The sequence below is a fragment of the Rhizobium sp. LjRoot98 genome (genome assembly GCF_964252935.1).
Taxonomy (GTDB): Bacteria; Pseudomonadota; Alphaproteobacteria; order Rhizobiales; family Rhizobiaceae; genus Pararhizobium.
On sequence record NZ_CAXUPW020000004.1, the window covers coordinates 331,692 to 346,128 of the forward strand.

Annotated in this window: 14 protein-coding genes; 12 read left to right on the forward strand and 2 right to left on the reverse strand. The window is 59.3% G+C overall.

The annotated features are described in order from the left end of the window. Nucleotides 1-43: 43 nt before the first annotated feature. Nucleotides 44-1,714: an adenylate/guanylate cyclase domain-containing protein gene (locus ACSQ3J_RS16005; RefSeq protein ID WP_060505893.1), complete on the forward strand. Its 1,671-nt coding sequence runs from the start codon at nucleotides 44-46 to the stop codon at nucleotides 1,712-1,714. Nucleotides 1,715-1,887: 173 nt separating this feature from the next. Further along, the gene (locus ACSQ3J_RS16010; protein WP_060505894.1) at nucleotides 1,888-3,324 is read left to right on the forward strand and encodes a GGDEF domain-containing protein; all 1,437 of its coding nucleotides are present in this window, start codon (nucleotides 1,888-1,890) and stop codon (nucleotides 3,322-3,324) included. A 7-nt stretch (nucleotides 3,325-3,331) separates the two neighbouring features. Here the strand turns inward: ACSQ3J_RS16010 and ACSQ3J_RS16015 are convergent, their stop codons facing one another. Continuing rightward, the gene (locus ACSQ3J_RS16015; protein WP_060505895.1) at nucleotides 3,332-3,982 is read right to left on the reverse strand and encodes a TetR family transcriptional regulator C-terminal domain-containing protein; all 651 of its coding nucleotides are present in this window, start codon (nucleotides 3,980-3,982) and stop codon (nucleotides 3,332-3,334) included. Between the two features lie 290 nt (nucleotides 3,983-4,272). Between ACSQ3J_RS16015 and ACSQ3J_RS16020 the strand changes: the two genes are divergently transcribed. From ACSQ3J_RS16020 to hydA, 3 genes are all read left to right on the forward strand, one after another. Further along, the gene (locus ACSQ3J_RS16020) at nucleotides 4,273-5,526 is read left to right on the forward strand and encodes a Zn-dependent hydrolase (RefSeq protein WP_060505896.1); all 1,254 of its coding nucleotides are present in this window, start codon (nucleotides 4,273-4,275) and stop codon (nucleotides 5,524-5,526) included. Between the two features lie 202 nt (nucleotides 5,527-5,728). Next, complete coding sequence (locus ACSQ3J_RS16025; RefSeq protein ID WP_060505897.1) at nucleotides 5,729-6,175, forward strand: endonuclease domain-containing protein; 447 nt, start codon at nucleotides 5,729-5,731, stop codon at nucleotides 6,173-6,175. Beyond that, nucleotides 6,172-7,626: a dihydropyrimidinase gene (hydA, locus tag ACSQ3J_RS16030; RefSeq protein WP_060505898.1), complete on the forward strand. Its 1,455-nt coding sequence runs from the start codon at nucleotides 6,172-6,174 to the stop codon at nucleotides 7,624-7,626. The genes ACSQ3J_RS16025 and hydA overlap by 4 nt, the downstream gene beginning before the upstream one ends. A gap of 126 nt (nucleotides 7,627-7,752) precedes the next feature. On the opposite strand, the gene ACSQ3J_RS16035 is transcribed toward hydA, so the two are convergent. Continuing rightward, nucleotides 7,753-8,166 (reverse strand): cupin domain-containing protein, encoded by a 414-nt coding sequence (locus tag ACSQ3J_RS16035; RefSeq protein WP_060506080.1) that lies wholly within the window; start codon nucleotides 8,164-8,166, stop codon nucleotides 7,753-7,755. A gap of 142 nt (nucleotides 8,167-8,308) precedes the next feature. Between ACSQ3J_RS16035 and ACSQ3J_RS16040 the strand changes: the two genes are divergently transcribed. The 7 genes from ACSQ3J_RS16040 to ACSQ3J_RS16070 all read left to right on the forward strand — a co-directional run bounded on the left by ACSQ3J_RS16040 (nucleotide 8,309) and on the right by ACSQ3J_RS16070 (nucleotide 14,430). Continuing rightward, the gene (locus ACSQ3J_RS16040; protein WP_060505899.1) at nucleotides 8,309-9,100 is read left to right on the forward strand and encodes an ABC transporter ATP-binding protein; all 792 of its coding nucleotides are present in this window, start codon (nucleotides 8,309-8,311) and stop codon (nucleotides 9,098-9,100) included. A 163-nt stretch (nucleotides 9,101-9,263) separates the two neighbouring features. Next, complete coding sequence (locus tag ACSQ3J_RS16045; protein WP_244482318.1) at nucleotides 9,264-9,740, forward strand: endonuclease domain-containing protein; 477 nt, start codon at nucleotides 9,264-9,266, stop codon at nucleotides 9,738-9,740. Next, entirely contained in the window at nucleotides 9,737-10,072 is a 336-nt protein-coding gene (locus tag ACSQ3J_RS16050; protein WP_060505900.1) for a hypothetical protein, read from the forward strand. The genes ACSQ3J_RS16045 and ACSQ3J_RS16050 overlap by 4 nt, the downstream gene beginning before the upstream one ends. A gap of 35 nt (nucleotides 10,073-10,107) precedes the next feature. Continuing rightward, nucleotides 10,108-10,959, forward strand: a complete 852-nt coding sequence (locus tag ACSQ3J_RS16055) for an ABC transporter permease (protein ID WP_436039604.1) — start codon at nucleotides 10,108-10,110, stop codon at nucleotides 10,957-10,959. After that, nucleotides 10,956-11,828: an ABC transporter permease gene (locus tag ACSQ3J_RS16060; RefSeq protein ID WP_436039538.1), complete on the forward strand. Its 873-nt coding sequence runs from the start codon at nucleotides 10,956-10,958 to the stop codon at nucleotides 11,826-11,828. The genes ACSQ3J_RS16055 and ACSQ3J_RS16060 overlap by 4 nt, the downstream gene beginning before the upstream one ends. Nucleotides 11,829-11,877: 49 nt before the next feature. Beyond that, a complete protein-coding gene (locus tag ACSQ3J_RS16065; RefSeq protein WP_037099053.1) occupies nucleotides 11,878-12,870 on the forward strand; it encodes an ABC transporter substrate-binding protein in 993 nt (330 codons plus the stop codon). Nucleotides 12,871-13,236: 366 nt separating this feature from the next. Continuing rightward, nucleotides 13,237-14,430 carry an efflux RND transporter periplasmic adaptor subunit gene (locus tag ACSQ3J_RS16070; protein WP_436039540.1) on the forward strand — a complete coding sequence of 398 codons (1,194 nt, stop codon included), beginning with the start codon at nucleotides 13,237-13,239 and terminating at the stop codon, nucleotides 14,428-14,430. The last annotated feature ends 7 nt before the right edge of the window (nucleotides 14,431-14,437 follow it).

Below are 14,437 nucleotides of genomic sequence, written 5' to 3' on the forward strand. Positions count from 1 at the left end.
GATATGACGAGATGCGGCCTGGCCGCCAACACCGGATGCCTGCTTGAAGATCGCTTCCTCACGAACCCGCAAAAGGCTGCATCTGCTGACGGGCGCCTGCCTGGGCTTTTTCCTGCTGACGCATTTCTCCAACCACGCCCTCGGCCTTATTTCCATCGACACCATGGAAGACGCGCGCCGGATTTTCAACATGATTTGGCGCAGTTGGCCGGGCACGGTGCTGCTCTACGGATCCCTGCTCGTCCATTTCGTGCTTGCGCTTGAAAGCCTCTATCGCCGCCAGACTTTACGCATGCCAATGCGCGAGGCGCTGAAAATCATCTTCGGCCTTACCTTCCCTTTCCTCATCGTCAGCCATGTAGTGAGCACCCGGGTCGAGTGGATGCTTACGGGCTACGGCGACGGCTATTATCAAGTGTTACCCGCGCTCTGGTCGAGTTCTTACAACGCGACACGGCAATCGCTGGCTTTGATTCTCGCCTGGGCGCATGGGTGCCTGGGTGCCTGGTTCTGGATGCGAGGCCGCAGCTGGTATCCACGCTATTTCCTGTTTTTCTATTCCTTCGCCATCCTCGTTCCACTGCTGGCTCTCCTGGGCTTTGCCGTCAGCGCCCGGTCGCTGGAGGTGGGCCTACCATCGACAACCTGGTTTATGCCTCACCGCACCCCACCCGAAATGCTCGGACAAATCAGGACATCCATCGTTGCAGGCCTGCTCGCGATGATCGGTGGAACCTTGATCCTGCGCGCCATTCCGGTACGGGGAAAAATCCGTGTTACCTATCCCGACCGGGTCATTTCGGTGGCAAAAGGCTTCAGCGTACTGGAGGCAAGCCGCGCCGCCGGTATCCCGCATCTGTCGATCTGCGGCGGCCGCGGCCGCTGTTCGACCTGCCGGGTGCGCGTAACCGAAGGTCTGGAACGCCAGCCACCGGCCGGCGACGCCGAACGGGCAACGCTGACTCGTATCCGCGCGCCCGACAATGTGCGCCTCGCCTGCCAGCTGCGGCCGAGCCACAATCTGTCCATTTCGCCCATTCTTGGGGGCGACAATATCGGCCTCAAGGCTCAACCGACCGAGCAACAGGCAGCCGGCCGTGAACGCCATATCGCCGTCTTGTTTTGCGATCTGCGCGATTTCACGCTGCTTGCCCAAAAGCAGCTGCCCTTCGATACGGTCTTCCTGCTCAACCGCTATTTCGAGACTATCGGGGAAGCGGTAGAAGAGTCGGGCGGCGTGATCGACAAGTTCATCGGCGACGGCGCGCTGGCACTTTTCGGATTGAACAACAGCATCGAGGAGGCCTGCGCACAGGCGCTGACCGCGACCGCACGCATCGCCAAGGGAATCGATGTCCTCAACCGCAATTTCATGAGCGAACTGGACAAGCCGTTGCGCATCGCCATGGGGATGCATGCAGGCCCGGCGATTATCGGCCAGATCGGCTATGGCAAGGCCTCGTCGCTGACCGCTGTCGGCGACACGATCAATGCGGCAAGCCGCCTGGAAGGCTTTGCCAAGGAATATGATGCCCAGCTTGCCGTTTCCGCCGACCTGGTCCGATATGCCGGGCTGAACGTCAGTGACCGGGAAAGCTACAACATTTCCATCCGGGGCCGCAGGGGCACGCTTGAAACCTTGATCATCCAGAACGCAGCCGACATCGAGGCGATGATGGACGCGGAAAAGCACCAAGCCAGCCCGCCGGCCTGACGCAGGATAGCGCGGGGAGTTACTATTGCATGCACTGCGTGCATGCCTGCAATCCAATCGCGGGTGACGACAGGAGTGCAGAATACCCCTAGAATTTAATGGTACTGTTTGATTAAACTGACGTTGCGTACAACAAATACGCACAAGAGCGACGATACTATGCCAACGTATATATGGCTGCCATGCCTCCACTGATCGCCCAGAACTGGAAATCGTCACAGGGCACTCTGACTGGAACCGCCCGGGATGCAATTATTCTGGCCGGTATCGTCTTCGTCGCGGCTCTCCTCGGTATTCTGACGCGTCCGATGGGCCTGCTTGCCCTGTTGTGGCCCGCAAACGCCGTCCTGTTGGGCGTGATGGTCCGGCGCCCCGGTTTTGCTACCGCGTTTGGCTGGGCGGGAGCCATTGCCGGTTACATTGCCGCCGACATGATAACCGGCGGCACCCTGACCAAGACCCTTTGGCTTACCGGCGCCAACGTTACCGGTGTCTTTGCCGGCAGTCTGCTCTATCGTCTCGCCGGCCGTGGTCACCAGCGCCTTCGCGAGCCTCAGTCCGTCATCATCATGTTCGCGATCTGCAGCGTTGCGGCCCTCGCCAGCGGGCTTGTCGGCGGCTTTGCTGCAGGATTTTCGCTTGGGCAAACCTATTTTTCCGGATTCTGGTTCTGGCTGGTTACAGAGCTTGTGAATTTCATCGTCATTTTGCCCGTGATACTCATCGCGCCGTCGTTCCGCGAATGGCCTGCCAAGCTGGCAGCCTCCAGCCGAACGGCGCTGTCAGAGAGACGCCATGCTCTTCCCTTGGCGGCCCTTTTGCTGTCGATGCTCGCCAGCAGTTTCATCGGCGGCCCCGGAGCTTTCGCGTTTCCAGTTCCGGCCCTGCTTTGGTGCGCCACCAGTTTCTCGCTGTTTCCGATGACCCTGCTGACTATGGTCTTCAGCATCTGGGGTATGATGACCTTCAGCACGAGTGCACCAGAGGCCGTGGATCCTCTTTTGTGGATGCAATCCATCCGGCTGGGCCTTGGCATGATTGCGATGGCCCCGCTTTCGGTGGCAAGCATTACGACGACCCGAAACGGGCTGCTGCAGCGCCTTCAGGATTCTGTCGACCATGATTTCTTGACCCGCACGCTCGCCCGCGGCACCTTCATGGCACGCAGCGAAAACGCCATTTCGCAGGGCGGCAACGTCGATGGCTCGGCCGTTCTCGTTCTCGACATCGATCACTTCAAATCGGTCAATGATCAGCACGGGCATGCGGTCGGCGACAATGCGCTAATTGCCTTTTCATCCGCCGTCACTTCAACGCTGCGGAAAGACGACCTCTTCGGGCGGACCGGAGGCGAAGAGTTCTGCGTGGTGCTGCCAAGGGCCTCGGCAGCCGCCGCAAGAATGGTGGCGGAACGCATCCGGCAAGCCGTCGAGCGCCTGGAAATCGATGCCGGCGATGGAACAACGCTGTCGATCACGGTGAGTGGCGGCCTGGCCGTTTGCAGCAGCACTTCAAAATTGTCGTTCGAGGAAATGCTGACCCGAGCCGACATGGCGCTGTACCGCGCAAAAGCGGAAGGCCGCAACCGGATCGTCAGCGACGACTGCTAATTCCGGATCAGGCGCCACCGTTGCGGATTTCCAGCCCACTGACGAAGAGCTGCTCGAGGAACCGCGCAGCATCTTCGAAACGCCCTTCGCCGGAGTGCTCCTCGCCGAGCACTCCGCGCACCTGAACGTCGAAATCCGCATAATGCTGCGTGGTCGACCAGATGGCGAAGATCAGGTGATAAGGATCGCATTTGGCGATCTTGCCGGACTTGGCCCAACTGCGGATCACCTCGGCCTTCTCGTCGACAAGCGATTTCAAGGGGCCCTTCAACTCGTCCTCGATATGGGGGGCACCTTGCAGGATCTCGTTGGCGAACAACCGGCTTTCGCGCGGGAAATCCCGCGCCATCTCCAGCTTGCGGCGGATGTAACTCCGGATTTCCGTAACCGGACTCCCCTCCGCATCGAACTCGCGCAACGGGTCGAGCCAGTTGTCGAGCACCCGGTCGATCAGCGCCCGGTGCATTGCTTCCTTGGTGCGGAAATAATAGAGCAGGTTGGGTTTGGACATGCCCGCCACTTCAGCGATCTGGTCGATGGTGCTGCCGCGAAAACCGTGGGTGGCAAAGACGTCGAGCGCCGCCTCGAGAATCAGTTCTTCCTTCTCCTCCTGGATGCGGGTTCGCCGTTGCGTTCGGGCTGCCCTCGGAAGTACCATCTTTCCCCCAGTCTTCTCACCAATCGCCGCCGGCGTACGGCTTGAAAACCTCCGAAAACCGCGTGGTCCAAAAATTCGGACGGCACTGACGTTTTTTCTGTTTTTCGTCTTGAGTGCGGCAACGGAAGTTGTAATGTTTTACCAACCGGTCAAATTATCAGTCAGTTCAAACTCAAACGCAACGGCTGATCGCAGGGCAATCGAAAAAACCAGATGCCCCGATTTGACCACGGGAACGATGGGATGCGCAGCCAAATCTGCCTCCCTTAAAAAGAATGAGGAGAACCGTCATGGCTCATGCACCGGGCGAGAACATGCGCGTCAACGCCGACCGTCTGTGGGATTCCCTGATGGACATGTCCAAGATCGGCCCCGGCATTGCCGGTGGCAACAATCGCCAGACATTGACCGACGAAGATGGCGAAGGCCGTCACCTGTTTCAAAGATGGTGCGAAGACGCCGGCATGACCATGGGCGTCGACAAGATGGGCACGATGTTTGCCACCCGCCCCGGTACCGATGCCGACGCCCTTCCCGTTTATGTCGGCAGCCATCTCGATACCCAGCCAACCGGCGGCAAATATGACGGCGTGCTCGGCGTTTTGGGCGCATTGGAGGTCGTGCGTACCATGAACGATCTCGGCATCAAGACGAAGCATCCGATCGTCGTCACCAATTGGGCAAACGAGGAAGGCGCGCGCTTCGCGCCCGCCATGCTCGCTTCCGGCGTCTTTGCCGGTATCCATGAGCTGGATTACGCCTATGGCCGCAAGGATCCCGACGGCAAGTCCTACGGCGACGAATTGAAACGGATTGGATGGCAAGGCGAGGAAGAGGTTGGCGCGCGAAAAATGCACGCCTATTTCGAATATCACATCGAGCAAGGCCCGATCCTCGAGGCAGAAGAAAAGACTATCGGTGTGGTGACGCACTGTCAGGGCCTGTGGTGGCTGGAATTCACCTTGACGGGCCGCGAAGCGCATACCGGCTCGACGCCGATGAACCTGCGCGTCAATGCCGGGCTGGCGATGGCGCGGATCGTTGAAATGGTCCAGGGGGTCGCGATGGAAAACCAGCCGGGTGCCGTTGGCGGCGTTGGCCAGGTGTTCTTCTCGCCGAATTCGCGCAACGTGCTGCCGGGCAAGGTTGTGTTCACCGTCGACATCCGCTCGCCCGACAAGGCCAAGCTCGACCGCATGCGGGCGAAGATCGAGGCCGAAGCACCGAAGATCACGGAAGCGCTCGGCGTTGGTTGTTCCATCGAGGCCATCGGCCATTTCGAGCCGGTGACCTTCGATCCGGCGCTGGTGACCGCCGTACGCACCGCCGCCGAGAAACTTGGCTATAGCCACATGAACCTGATCTCCGGCGCCGGCCACGACGCCTGCTGGGCCGCCAAAGTCGCCCCCGCCACCATGGTCATGTGCCCCTGTGTCGGCGGGTTGAGCCACAACGAGGCCGAGGAGATCTCCAAGGAATGGGCTTCCGCCGGCTGCGACGTGCTGTTCCACGCGGTGGTGGAGACTGCGGGGATCGTGGGGTGAAGACCGTGGCCGTGGCCCCCTCATCCGGCCCTTCGAGCCACCTTCTCCCCGCTGAGGAGAAGAGGGTGTTTGCCGTGCTAACAATATCGCCCTTTACCTCTGCGCTTTCAGAACTATCCGTAATGCGCGGGGCCTCCACGCACTCCCTCTTCTCCCCAGCGGGGAGAAGGTGGCCCGAAGGGTCGGATGAGGGGGCCTTCCGATGAATGCCCAAAAGAACAACGACATTACCAAGCACCGCAGCGGAGCAACAGCCAAGGCTCGCCACCTGCGGCAGGAAGAGACAGAGGCCGAATACAAACTCTGGAGTGAACTGCGCAATCGCCTACTCAACGGGTACAAGTTCACACGGCAAGTGCCGCTTGGACCTTATGTTGCTGACTTCGTCTGTCGCGAAAAAAGCCTCGTGATCGAACTTGATGGCGCGCAACATTCAGGTTCGCTTTCCGATATTGTTCGAACACGCTGGCTGAACCAGAACGGCTATTCAGTTCTGCGGTTTTGGAACGACGAAATTCTTCGGGAACGGCGCGCGGTTCTCGACACCATACTCGCAGTCCTGTCCGGCGAGATTTCCGCACGCTGCGATGCGGCCCGCTTCTCGCCCGCAGGCGTCTTCGCGAACACCAAAGAGGTAACAAGATCATGACCACAGTCATCAAGAACGGCACCATCGTCACCGCCGACCTCACCTATAAGGCCGACGTCAAGATCGACGGTGGCAGGATCATCGAGATCGGGCCGAATCTCTCGGGCGACAAGACGCTGGATGCGACCGGCTGTTATGTCATGCCCGGCGGTATCGATCCGCATACCCATCTCGAAATGCCGTTCATGGGAACCTATTCCTCCGACGATTTCGAAAGCGGGACGCGCGCGGCCCTGTCCGGCGGCACGACCATGGTCGTCGATTTCGCCCTGCCCGCGCCCGGCCAGTCGCTGCTCGAAGCGCTCACCATGTGGGACAACAAGACCTCGCGGGCCAATTGCGACTTCTCCTTCCACATGGCGATCACCTGGTGGAGCGAGCAGGTCTTCAACGAGATGCAGACCATCGTTCAGGACAAGGGCATCAACTCGTTCAAGCACTTCATGGCCTACAAGGGCGCACTGATGGTGGATGACGACGAGATGTTCCACTCGTTCCAGCGTTGCGCTGAGCTCGGTGCGCTGCCGATGGTGCATGCCGAAAACGGCGATATCGTTGCGCAGATGCAGGCAAAGTTGCTGGCAGACGGTAACAATGGCCCGGAAGCCCACGCCTATTCCCGCCCCGCCGCCGTCGAAGGCGAGGCGACCAACCGCGCCATCATCATCGCCGACATGGCGGGGGCACCGCTTTATGTGGTGCACACCTCCTGCGAACAGGCGCACGAGGCCATCCGCCGCGCCCGCCAAAACGGCATGCGCGTCTACGGCGAGCCGCTGATCCAGCATCTGACATTGGACGAGAGCGAATATGCAAATCCCGACTGGGATCATGCCGCCCGCCGCGTCATGTCGCCGCCGTTCCGCAACAAGCAGCATCAGGACAGCCTCTGGGCAGGCCTCTCCGCCGGTTCCCTGCAGGTGGTCGCGACCGACCACTGCGCCTTTACGACCGAACAAAAACGTTTCGGCGTCGGTGACTTCACCAAGATCCCCAATGGCACCGGCGGGCTTGAAGACCGTATGCCGATGCTCTGGACAAACGGCGTCGCCACCGGCCGCATCACCATGAACGAGTTTGTGGCTGTGACCTCGACCAACATCGCCAAGATCCTCAACATGTACCCGAAAAAAGGTGCGATCCTCGTCGGTGCCGATGCCGATCTCGTTGTCTGGGATCCGAAACGCTCGAAGACCATCTCGGCCTCAAGCCAGCAATCGGCGATCGACTATAACGTCTTCGAGGGCAAGCAGGTGACCGGCCTGCCGCGCTACACGCTGACCGGCGGCGTGGTTGCCATCGAGGAATCGACGGTCAAGACACGCGAAGGCCAAGGCAAATTCGTCAAGCGCGAACCTTTCACCGCCGTCAACAAGGCGCTCTCTACCTGGAAGGAGATCACCGCACCGCGCAAAGTCCAGCGCACCGGCATTCCGGCCAGCGGGGTATGATGGTGAGGGCGGCGTACACGAGGGGGCTTTGAAAAAATGCACGTGAGCAGGCCCCCATCCTCCAGATCGCTCTGTCGCCGGCCGGCGGGCCAGCGGCGATACCAGCCCGTTCACGCAAGACAACAATTACAACGGCACGAGGGCCTCCAGTTCAGGCAACAGGACGACGCTTTCCTGCTCGTTCGGGTCTGTGCGCGCAATGACGGCCGAAGCGGCCTGATCCGACAGATTGGCCGGCAGATGCGGCACGCCAGCCGGGATATAAAACATCTCGCCCGCGCGCACGATCACATGGTTCTCCAGCCTTTCGCCAAACCACGTATGGGCTTCGCCAGACAGCATGTAGATCGCCGTTTCATGGGTTTCGTGTTTGTGGGCCTTGGCCCGGCCACCCGGCGGAATGGTCAGAAGGTGCATACAGATGCCCGCCGATCCGACAGCCTCTGCCGAAATCCCCTCGAAGTAACTGAACCCCTGCTTACCATCATAGGTCTGGCCGGGACGGACGATCCGGCAGGTGGGTTTCGATGATTGCAACATTTTCATATCTCCTCCGCAGGAACGCCGCAGGCAGCATACCCCATTCAAAAAATATGAAGTACGACTATCGGAGGCAGAAAACCGAATGACGTCACACCAATCTTCCAGCCAATGGCATTCAGGGCGGAGCGCACCGGATACAATGACAGGCACAGCAACATCCGTCGTTTCGGCGCGCGATCTCGGCCTCACCTTCGAGACCAACGACGGCCCGGTCAACGCGCTGACAGGCGTCAATCTCGACGTCAACAAGGGCGATTTCGTCTCCTTCATCGGCCCCTCCGGTTGCGGCAAGACCACCTTCCTGCGCGTCATCGCCGATCTGGAAAAGCCGACATCCGGCGCGATCACCGTCAATGGCACGACACCGGAAAACGCCCGCAAAAACCGCTCCTACGGCTATGTCTTCCAGGCCGCCGCCCTCTACCCGTGGCGCACCATCGAAAAGAACATCGCTCTGCCGCTCGAAATCATGGGCTACAGCGCCGCGGACCAGAAGGCGCGGATCGAGCGTACCCTCGAACTGGTCAACCTGACGGGCTTTGGCAAGAAATTTCCGTGGCAGCTTTCGGGCGGCATGCAGCAGCGCGCCTCGATCGCCCGCGCGCTCGCCTTCGATGCCGATCTTCTCCTGATGGATGAACCGTTCGGCGCACTCGATGAAATCGTCCGCGATCACCTGAACGAGCAGCTCTTGAAACTCTGGGACCGCACCAACAAGACGATCTGCTTCGTGACCCACTCGATCCCGGAAGCCGTCTATCTCTCCACCAAGATCGTCGTCATGAGCCCCCGTCCCGGCCGCGTCACCGACATCATCGAATCCACCCTGCCACGCGAACGCCCCTTGGGCATCCGCGAAACCCCGGAATTCCTCGCGATCGCCCATCGCGTGCGCGAGGGTCTGAGAGCGGGGCATAGTTATGATGAGTAGGGCGACCGAGATTGCGGCGAAGGCCCCTCCCCAACCCCTCCCCACAAGGGGGAGGGGCTCGACCGGTCGGCCTTTCGCTTTTTCAGACTTCCAACAAGACAAAATTGCTGCACGTACGATGCGCAGAAATTCTAACTCGAGTTTTGAGGGATCGCCGCAGGCGATGCATTTTCAGTTTGGCGATGCAGGCGCCGCGGTTTTCTCCCTCCCCCTTGTGGGGAGGGTGGTGAGCGCAGCGAACCGGGAGGGGTCTTTCTTGCCGCACTCAAATATCGACCCAAAAACCAGAACGAGGGCCAAGAAACTACGCACCGAACTGACCAAAGCCGAAGCCAGAATGTGGAATATGCTGCGCGACTTCCGTTCACGCGGCGCACGGTTCCGCCGTGAAACTCCGATTGGTCCTTATGTCGCTGATTTTGCCTGGTTGTCGGCGCGCATTGTGATTGAAGTCGATGGCGATAGCCATGAAACGACAGATGGACGGAGACACGACAACCAACGCGATCGGTTTCTTCAAGCCCAGGGCTTTAGCGTCCTCCGTTTTGACAACGCTCAGGTAATCGACGGCCCGGACTATGTTTTCTTAACAATAGAACAAGCCATTTCGAATTTTCTGGAGGCCGAGCCAAACCAATGAACCTCTCCTTCATTCTCTGGCTCGCCGCTTCCATGGCGATCTTTCTTGGCGGCGCCACGGCATCGCGTTATTATGTTTCCACCAATAACATCCTTATCCTCCTGTTCTCGCTCGGGCTCTATTGCCTCGGCAATCTGATGATGGTGCGGCTGATGCGTGAGGGTGGGCTCGGGCTTGCCATTTCGGCATCGGCTATTGCCCAACTCCTCTTGGTCAATTTCATCGCCTTTGCCGTCTTCGGTGAGCGCATGACCTTGCCACAACTGGCCGGAGTGGCGCTGGGTGTCGTCTCCATGGGGTTGATGTTGCTGCCCACGGGAGGAAAGGCTTGAACATGGAAAAGCCGAACCTTTTCAAAGACAGCATCATGCCGGTGGGCGTCATCCTGCTTGCCGTCCTGATTATCTGGTATGTTTCCGCAGTCTTCCTCAACGCGCCATTCGAGCGCGACACGGCTGCGCGGGCGGGAACGGAGATTACCTTTTCCGAAATCCTGCCGAAAACCATGTTCCAGCAACGGCCGGTTCTGCCTGCCCCGCATCAGGTGATCGCCGAAATCTGGAACACGACGGTTTTAATGCCGGTCACCTCCAAGCGAAGCCTCGTTTACCATGCTTGGATCACACTCTCCGCCACACTGCTCGGGTTTGGCATCGGCACCGTGCTCGGTATCCTGCTGGCGGTTGGCATCGTCCATAACCGGGCGATGGATCGCTCACTGATGCCCTGGGTCATTGCCAGCCAGACCATTCCGATCCTCGCCATCGCGCCGATGATCATTGTCGTCCTCAATGCCGTCGGCATATCCGGGCTTTTGCCCAAGGCGCTGATCTCCACCTATCTGAGCTTCTTCCCGATCGTCGTCGGCATGGTGAAGGGGCTGCGCGCGCCTGAACAGATCCAGCTTGACCTGATGCACACCTATTATGCCAGCCCGTCGCAGACCTTCTGGAAGCTGCGCTGGCCGTCGTCCATGCCCTATCTCTTCGCCTCGTTGAAAGTCGCCATCGCCATTTCGCTGGTTGGTGCCATCGTCGGCGAATTGCCGACCGGTGCCGTGTCCGGTCTCGGCGCCCGCCTGCTCGCCGGTTCCTATTATGGCCAGACGGTGCAGATCTGGTCGGCTCTGTTCATGGCGGCAGCGCTCGCCGCAACCCTGGTGATCATTGTCGGGCTTGCCCACACCGCCGTCCTCAAGCGCATGGGGATGAAACCATGAACTATAGTCTTCTGTTCGGCGCCATCGTCTTCTGGCTTGCGGCCTGGGCAACCAATGAATGGCTGGTGCGCAGGAAATTCCGCATCCCGTCAGCAAACAGCGTTGTTCGTCTGGCAGTTCCCCTGCTGTTCGGCGTCAGCATTCTGGTTCTCTGGGAAGGACTGGTGCGCGGGCTCAATGTTCCCTCGGTGCTGCTACCGCCACCGTCGATGATCTGGACGCGGCTGATCAACTCGGTGCCGACACTTTGGGCCGATTTCCAGCAGACGTTCCTAAAAGGCGTCATCACCGGCTATGCGCTTGGCTGCGGGCTCGGCTTCCTCGTTGCGATTGCCATCGACCGTTCGCCTTTCCTGCAGAAGGGCCTTCTGCCGCTCGGCAATTTTGTCTCCGCCCTGCCCGTCATCGGCGTCGCACCGATCATGGTCATGTGGTTCGGCTTCGACTGGCAATCGAAGGTGGCGGTCGTCGTCATCATGACGTTCTTCCCGATGCTGGTAAACACGGTTTCAGGCCTTGCTGCGGCAAGTTCGATGGAGCGCGACCTGATGCACACCTATGCCGCCAGCTGGTTTCAAACCCTTGTTAAATTGCGTCTTCCAGCGGCATGGCCTTTCATTTTCAACGCACTCAAGATCAACTCCACTCTGGCGCTGATCGGCGCGATCGTCGCGGAATTCTTCGGCACGCCGATCGTCGGCATGGGGTTTAGGATTTCCACCGAGGTGGGACGCATGAATGTCGATATGGTTTGGGCCGAAATCGCCGTTGCGGCGGTGGCTGGCTCCGCCTTTTACGGGATAGTCGCGCTCATCGAGCGGGCTGTCACGTTCTGGCATCCGTCCGTGCGGAATGCGCGGACGGCTTAAAAAATACCTGCCCGTGGTGGGCGGGTACAACAAAAAAGAGGGAACTGACATGAAGACAAGACTTGCATCATTGCTGCTGGCAAGCGCTTTTTCGCTGTCCGCATTCCATGCCATGGCCGCCGACAAGGTGGTGCTGCAGCTGAAATGGGTCACGCAGGCCCAGTTCGCCGGCTATTACGTCGCCAAGGACAAGGGTTTTTATGAAGCCGAAGGTCTCGATGTCGAGATCAAGCCGGGCGGCCCGGACATCGCACCTCCGCAGGTCATCGCCGGTGGCGGCGCCGATGTCGTCGTCGACTGGATGCCATCTGCGCTTGCAACCCGCGAAAAGGGCGTGGCGCTCGTCAACATCGCCCAGCCGTTCAAGTCCTCGGGCATGATGCTGACCTGCCTGAAGGAATCCGGCGTCGCCTCTCCTGCCGATTTCAAGGGCAAGACACTCGGCGTCTGGTTCTTCGGCAACGAATATCCGTTCCTGTCCTGGATGAGCCAACTCGGTCTCAAGACCGATGGCGGCCCGGATGGCGTCACCGTCCTGAAGCAGGGCTTCAACGTCGATCCGCTGATCCAGAAGCAGGCTGCCTGCATCTCGACCATGACCTATAACGAATATTGGCAGGTCATCGACGCCGGCATCAAGCCGGATGACCTGGTGGTCTTCAAGTATCAGGATCAGGGCGTCGCAACCTTGGAAGACGGTCTCTACGTGCTTGAAGACAAGCTCAAGGATCCGGCCTTCAAGGAAAAGATGGTCAAGTTCGTGCGCGCTTCGATGAAGGGCTGGAAATACGCCGAGCAAAACACCGACGAAGCCGCCGGCATCGTTCTTGAGAACGACGCTACCGGCGCCCAGACGGAAGAACACCAGAAGCGCATGATGAGTGAAGTTGCCAAATTGACGGCAGGCTCGAACGGCGCGCTGGATGACGCCGACTACAAACGCACCGTTGCTTCGCTGCTGAAGGGTGGATCCGACCCCGTTATCAGCAAGGAACCATCAGGCGCCTTCACGCATGAGATTACTGACGCCGCTCTCAAATAGGCGTTTTTATAGTACTTTTGACAGAAGAAACGCGCGGGCTGGTTCCCGCGCGTTTCTCATTTGCAACACTTGCAAATACGTTTGCGCAACAAAAAGACATAAAACGGAAGTTGCATTGATGGCACCCAACAAATAAAATAATGAGGCACCATTCTTTATTTCTATGATCTTGCATAGCCGAATGGCTCTAACTAAATAGAGCCCGAAGGCATTCTGAGGAGGATGCGGGAGAAAATTTACGCGTAACGTAATTGCAACCGGCGCGCTATTTCCTTCCTTTCCTGCATATGACGGCGACCGGCCCATCCAGGCAATGTTTTCGGCGTCAGCGAACTGATTTATCCGGAATTCGAGGAAAGTGAGCCGATGGCCCGTAACACGACGTTTGCGTTTGGAATTTCCACTGCTCTTTTGCTGACTTTGCTATCCGGCACGGCATTCGCGCAGGAGGCCGCCAAGCCGGAAGCCACGCAGACATTGCCGTCCATTGTCGTAACCGAGGTGGCATCCAGGCCGATTGTCGATCGGGTCGTGGCAACCGGTGCGGTGAAAGCCGTCGATGAGACCTATGTCTCCCCGCTGGTCGACGGGCTTTCCATTCGCACGCTGAACGCCGATGTCGGTGACCGGGTTGAGGCAGAGAGTACGCTCGCCACCCTGAACCAGGATATGCTTGTGCTGCAAAAGAGCCAATATGCCGCAAGCCTTGCCAAGGCTGAGGCCGCTCTTGCCCAATATCAGGCACAACTTGCGGAAGCGCAGGCCAATGCGGATGAAGCCGTCCGGGTCAGCGAACGATCAAAAAAGCTCGCCGAGGCGGGTTCGATGTCGACAGCGCAGCGTGACCAGGAAAAAGCCGCCGCCACCGCAGCGCTTGCGCGCGTCCGCTCGGCTGACCAGTTGGTCTCTGTCGCCAAGGCGGATATCAAGGTCGTTGAGGCGCAGATTTCCGATGTCGATCTGCGGCTTGTCCGCACGGATGTGAAAACGCCAGTAACCGGCGTGGTCTCGGCACGCACCGCAAAGGTTGGGGCCATTGCGAATGGCGCCGGTGAGCCGCTGTTCACCATCATTCGCGATGGTGCCGTCGAGATGAAGGCGGAAGTTATCGAAACCGACCTGCCTAAGCTTGAGATCGGCCAGAAGGCAAAGGTAACGCTTGCCGACGGCAAGACGCAGATCGACGGGAGAATCCGCCTGATTTCGCCGGTGATCGACACCCAGACCCGCCTCGGCAGTGTCTATATCAGCCTGCTGGAACCCGAAAAAGCCAGGGTTGGCATGTATGCACGGGCGCAGATCATCGTCACGGAAAAACAGGCGCTCGTCCTGCCGCTTTCGGCGGTCACCAATACGAAGGACGGCATGGTCGCCCGCAAGGTCGAGGGTGACGTGGCACATGTTGCGCAAGTTGAAACCGGCATACAGGACAACGGATATATCGAAATCCGCAGCGGGCTGAAGCAGGGCGACCGGGTGATTACGAAAGCCGGCGCCTTCGTGCGCGATGGTGATCGTATCAAACCCGTGCTTGCGGCCGCCGAAACCGTATCGAACTGATCGAGGT

Bases quoted from the DNA above. Each gene is read 5' to 3' on its own strand.
- ACSQ3J_RS16025 (WP_060505897.1), top strand. From the start codon at position 5,729: ATGAATGCCCAAAAGAACAACGACATTACCAAGCACCGCAGCGGAGCA.
- ACSQ3J_RS16050 (WP_060505900.1), top strand. From the start codon at position 9,737: ATGAACCTCTCCTTCATTCTCTGGCTCGCCGCTTCCATGGCGATCTTT.
- ACSQ3J_RS16035 (WP_060506080.1), bottom strand. From the start codon at position 8,166: ATGTTGCAATCATCGAAACCCACCTGCCGGATCGTCCGTCCCGGCCAG.
- ACSQ3J_RS16065 (WP_037099053.1), top strand. From the start codon at position 11,878: ATGAAGACAAGACTTGCATCATTGCTGCTGGCAAGCGCTTTTTCGCTG.
- ACSQ3J_RS16055 (WP_436039604.1), top strand. From the start codon at position 10,108: ATGCCGGTGGGCGTCATCCTGCTTGCCGTCCTGATTATCTGGTATGTT.
- hydA (WP_060505898.1), top strand. From the start codon at position 6,172: ATGACCACAGTCATCAAGAACGGCACCATCGTCACCGCCGACCTCACC.
- ACSQ3J_RS16010 (WP_060505894.1), top strand. From the start codon at position 1,888: ATGGCTGCCATGCCTCCACTGATCGCCCAGAACTGGAAATCGTCACAG.
- ACSQ3J_RS16020 (WP_060505896.1), top strand. From the start codon at position 4,273: ATGGCTCATGCACCGGGCGAGAACATGCGCGTCAACGCCGACCGTCTG.
- ACSQ3J_RS16060 (WP_436039538.1), top strand. From the start codon at position 10,956: ATGAACTATAGTCTTCTGTTCGGCGCCATCGTCTTCTGGCTTGCGGCC.
- ACSQ3J_RS16045 (WP_244482318.1), top strand. From the start codon at position 9,264: ATGCATTTTCAGTTTGGCGATGCAGGCGCCGCGGTTTTCTCCCTCCCC.
- ACSQ3J_RS16070 (WP_436039540.1), top strand. From the start codon at position 13,237: ATGGCCCGTAACACGACGTTTGCGTTTGGAATTTCCACTGCTCTTTTG.
- ACSQ3J_RS16015 (WP_060505895.1), bottom strand. From the start codon at position 3,982: ATGGTACTTCCGAGGGCAGCCCGAACGCAACGGCGAACCCGCATCCAG.
- ACSQ3J_RS16040 (WP_060505899.1), top strand. From the start codon at position 8,309: ATGACAGGCACAGCAACATCCGTCGTTTCGGCGCGCGATCTCGGCCTC.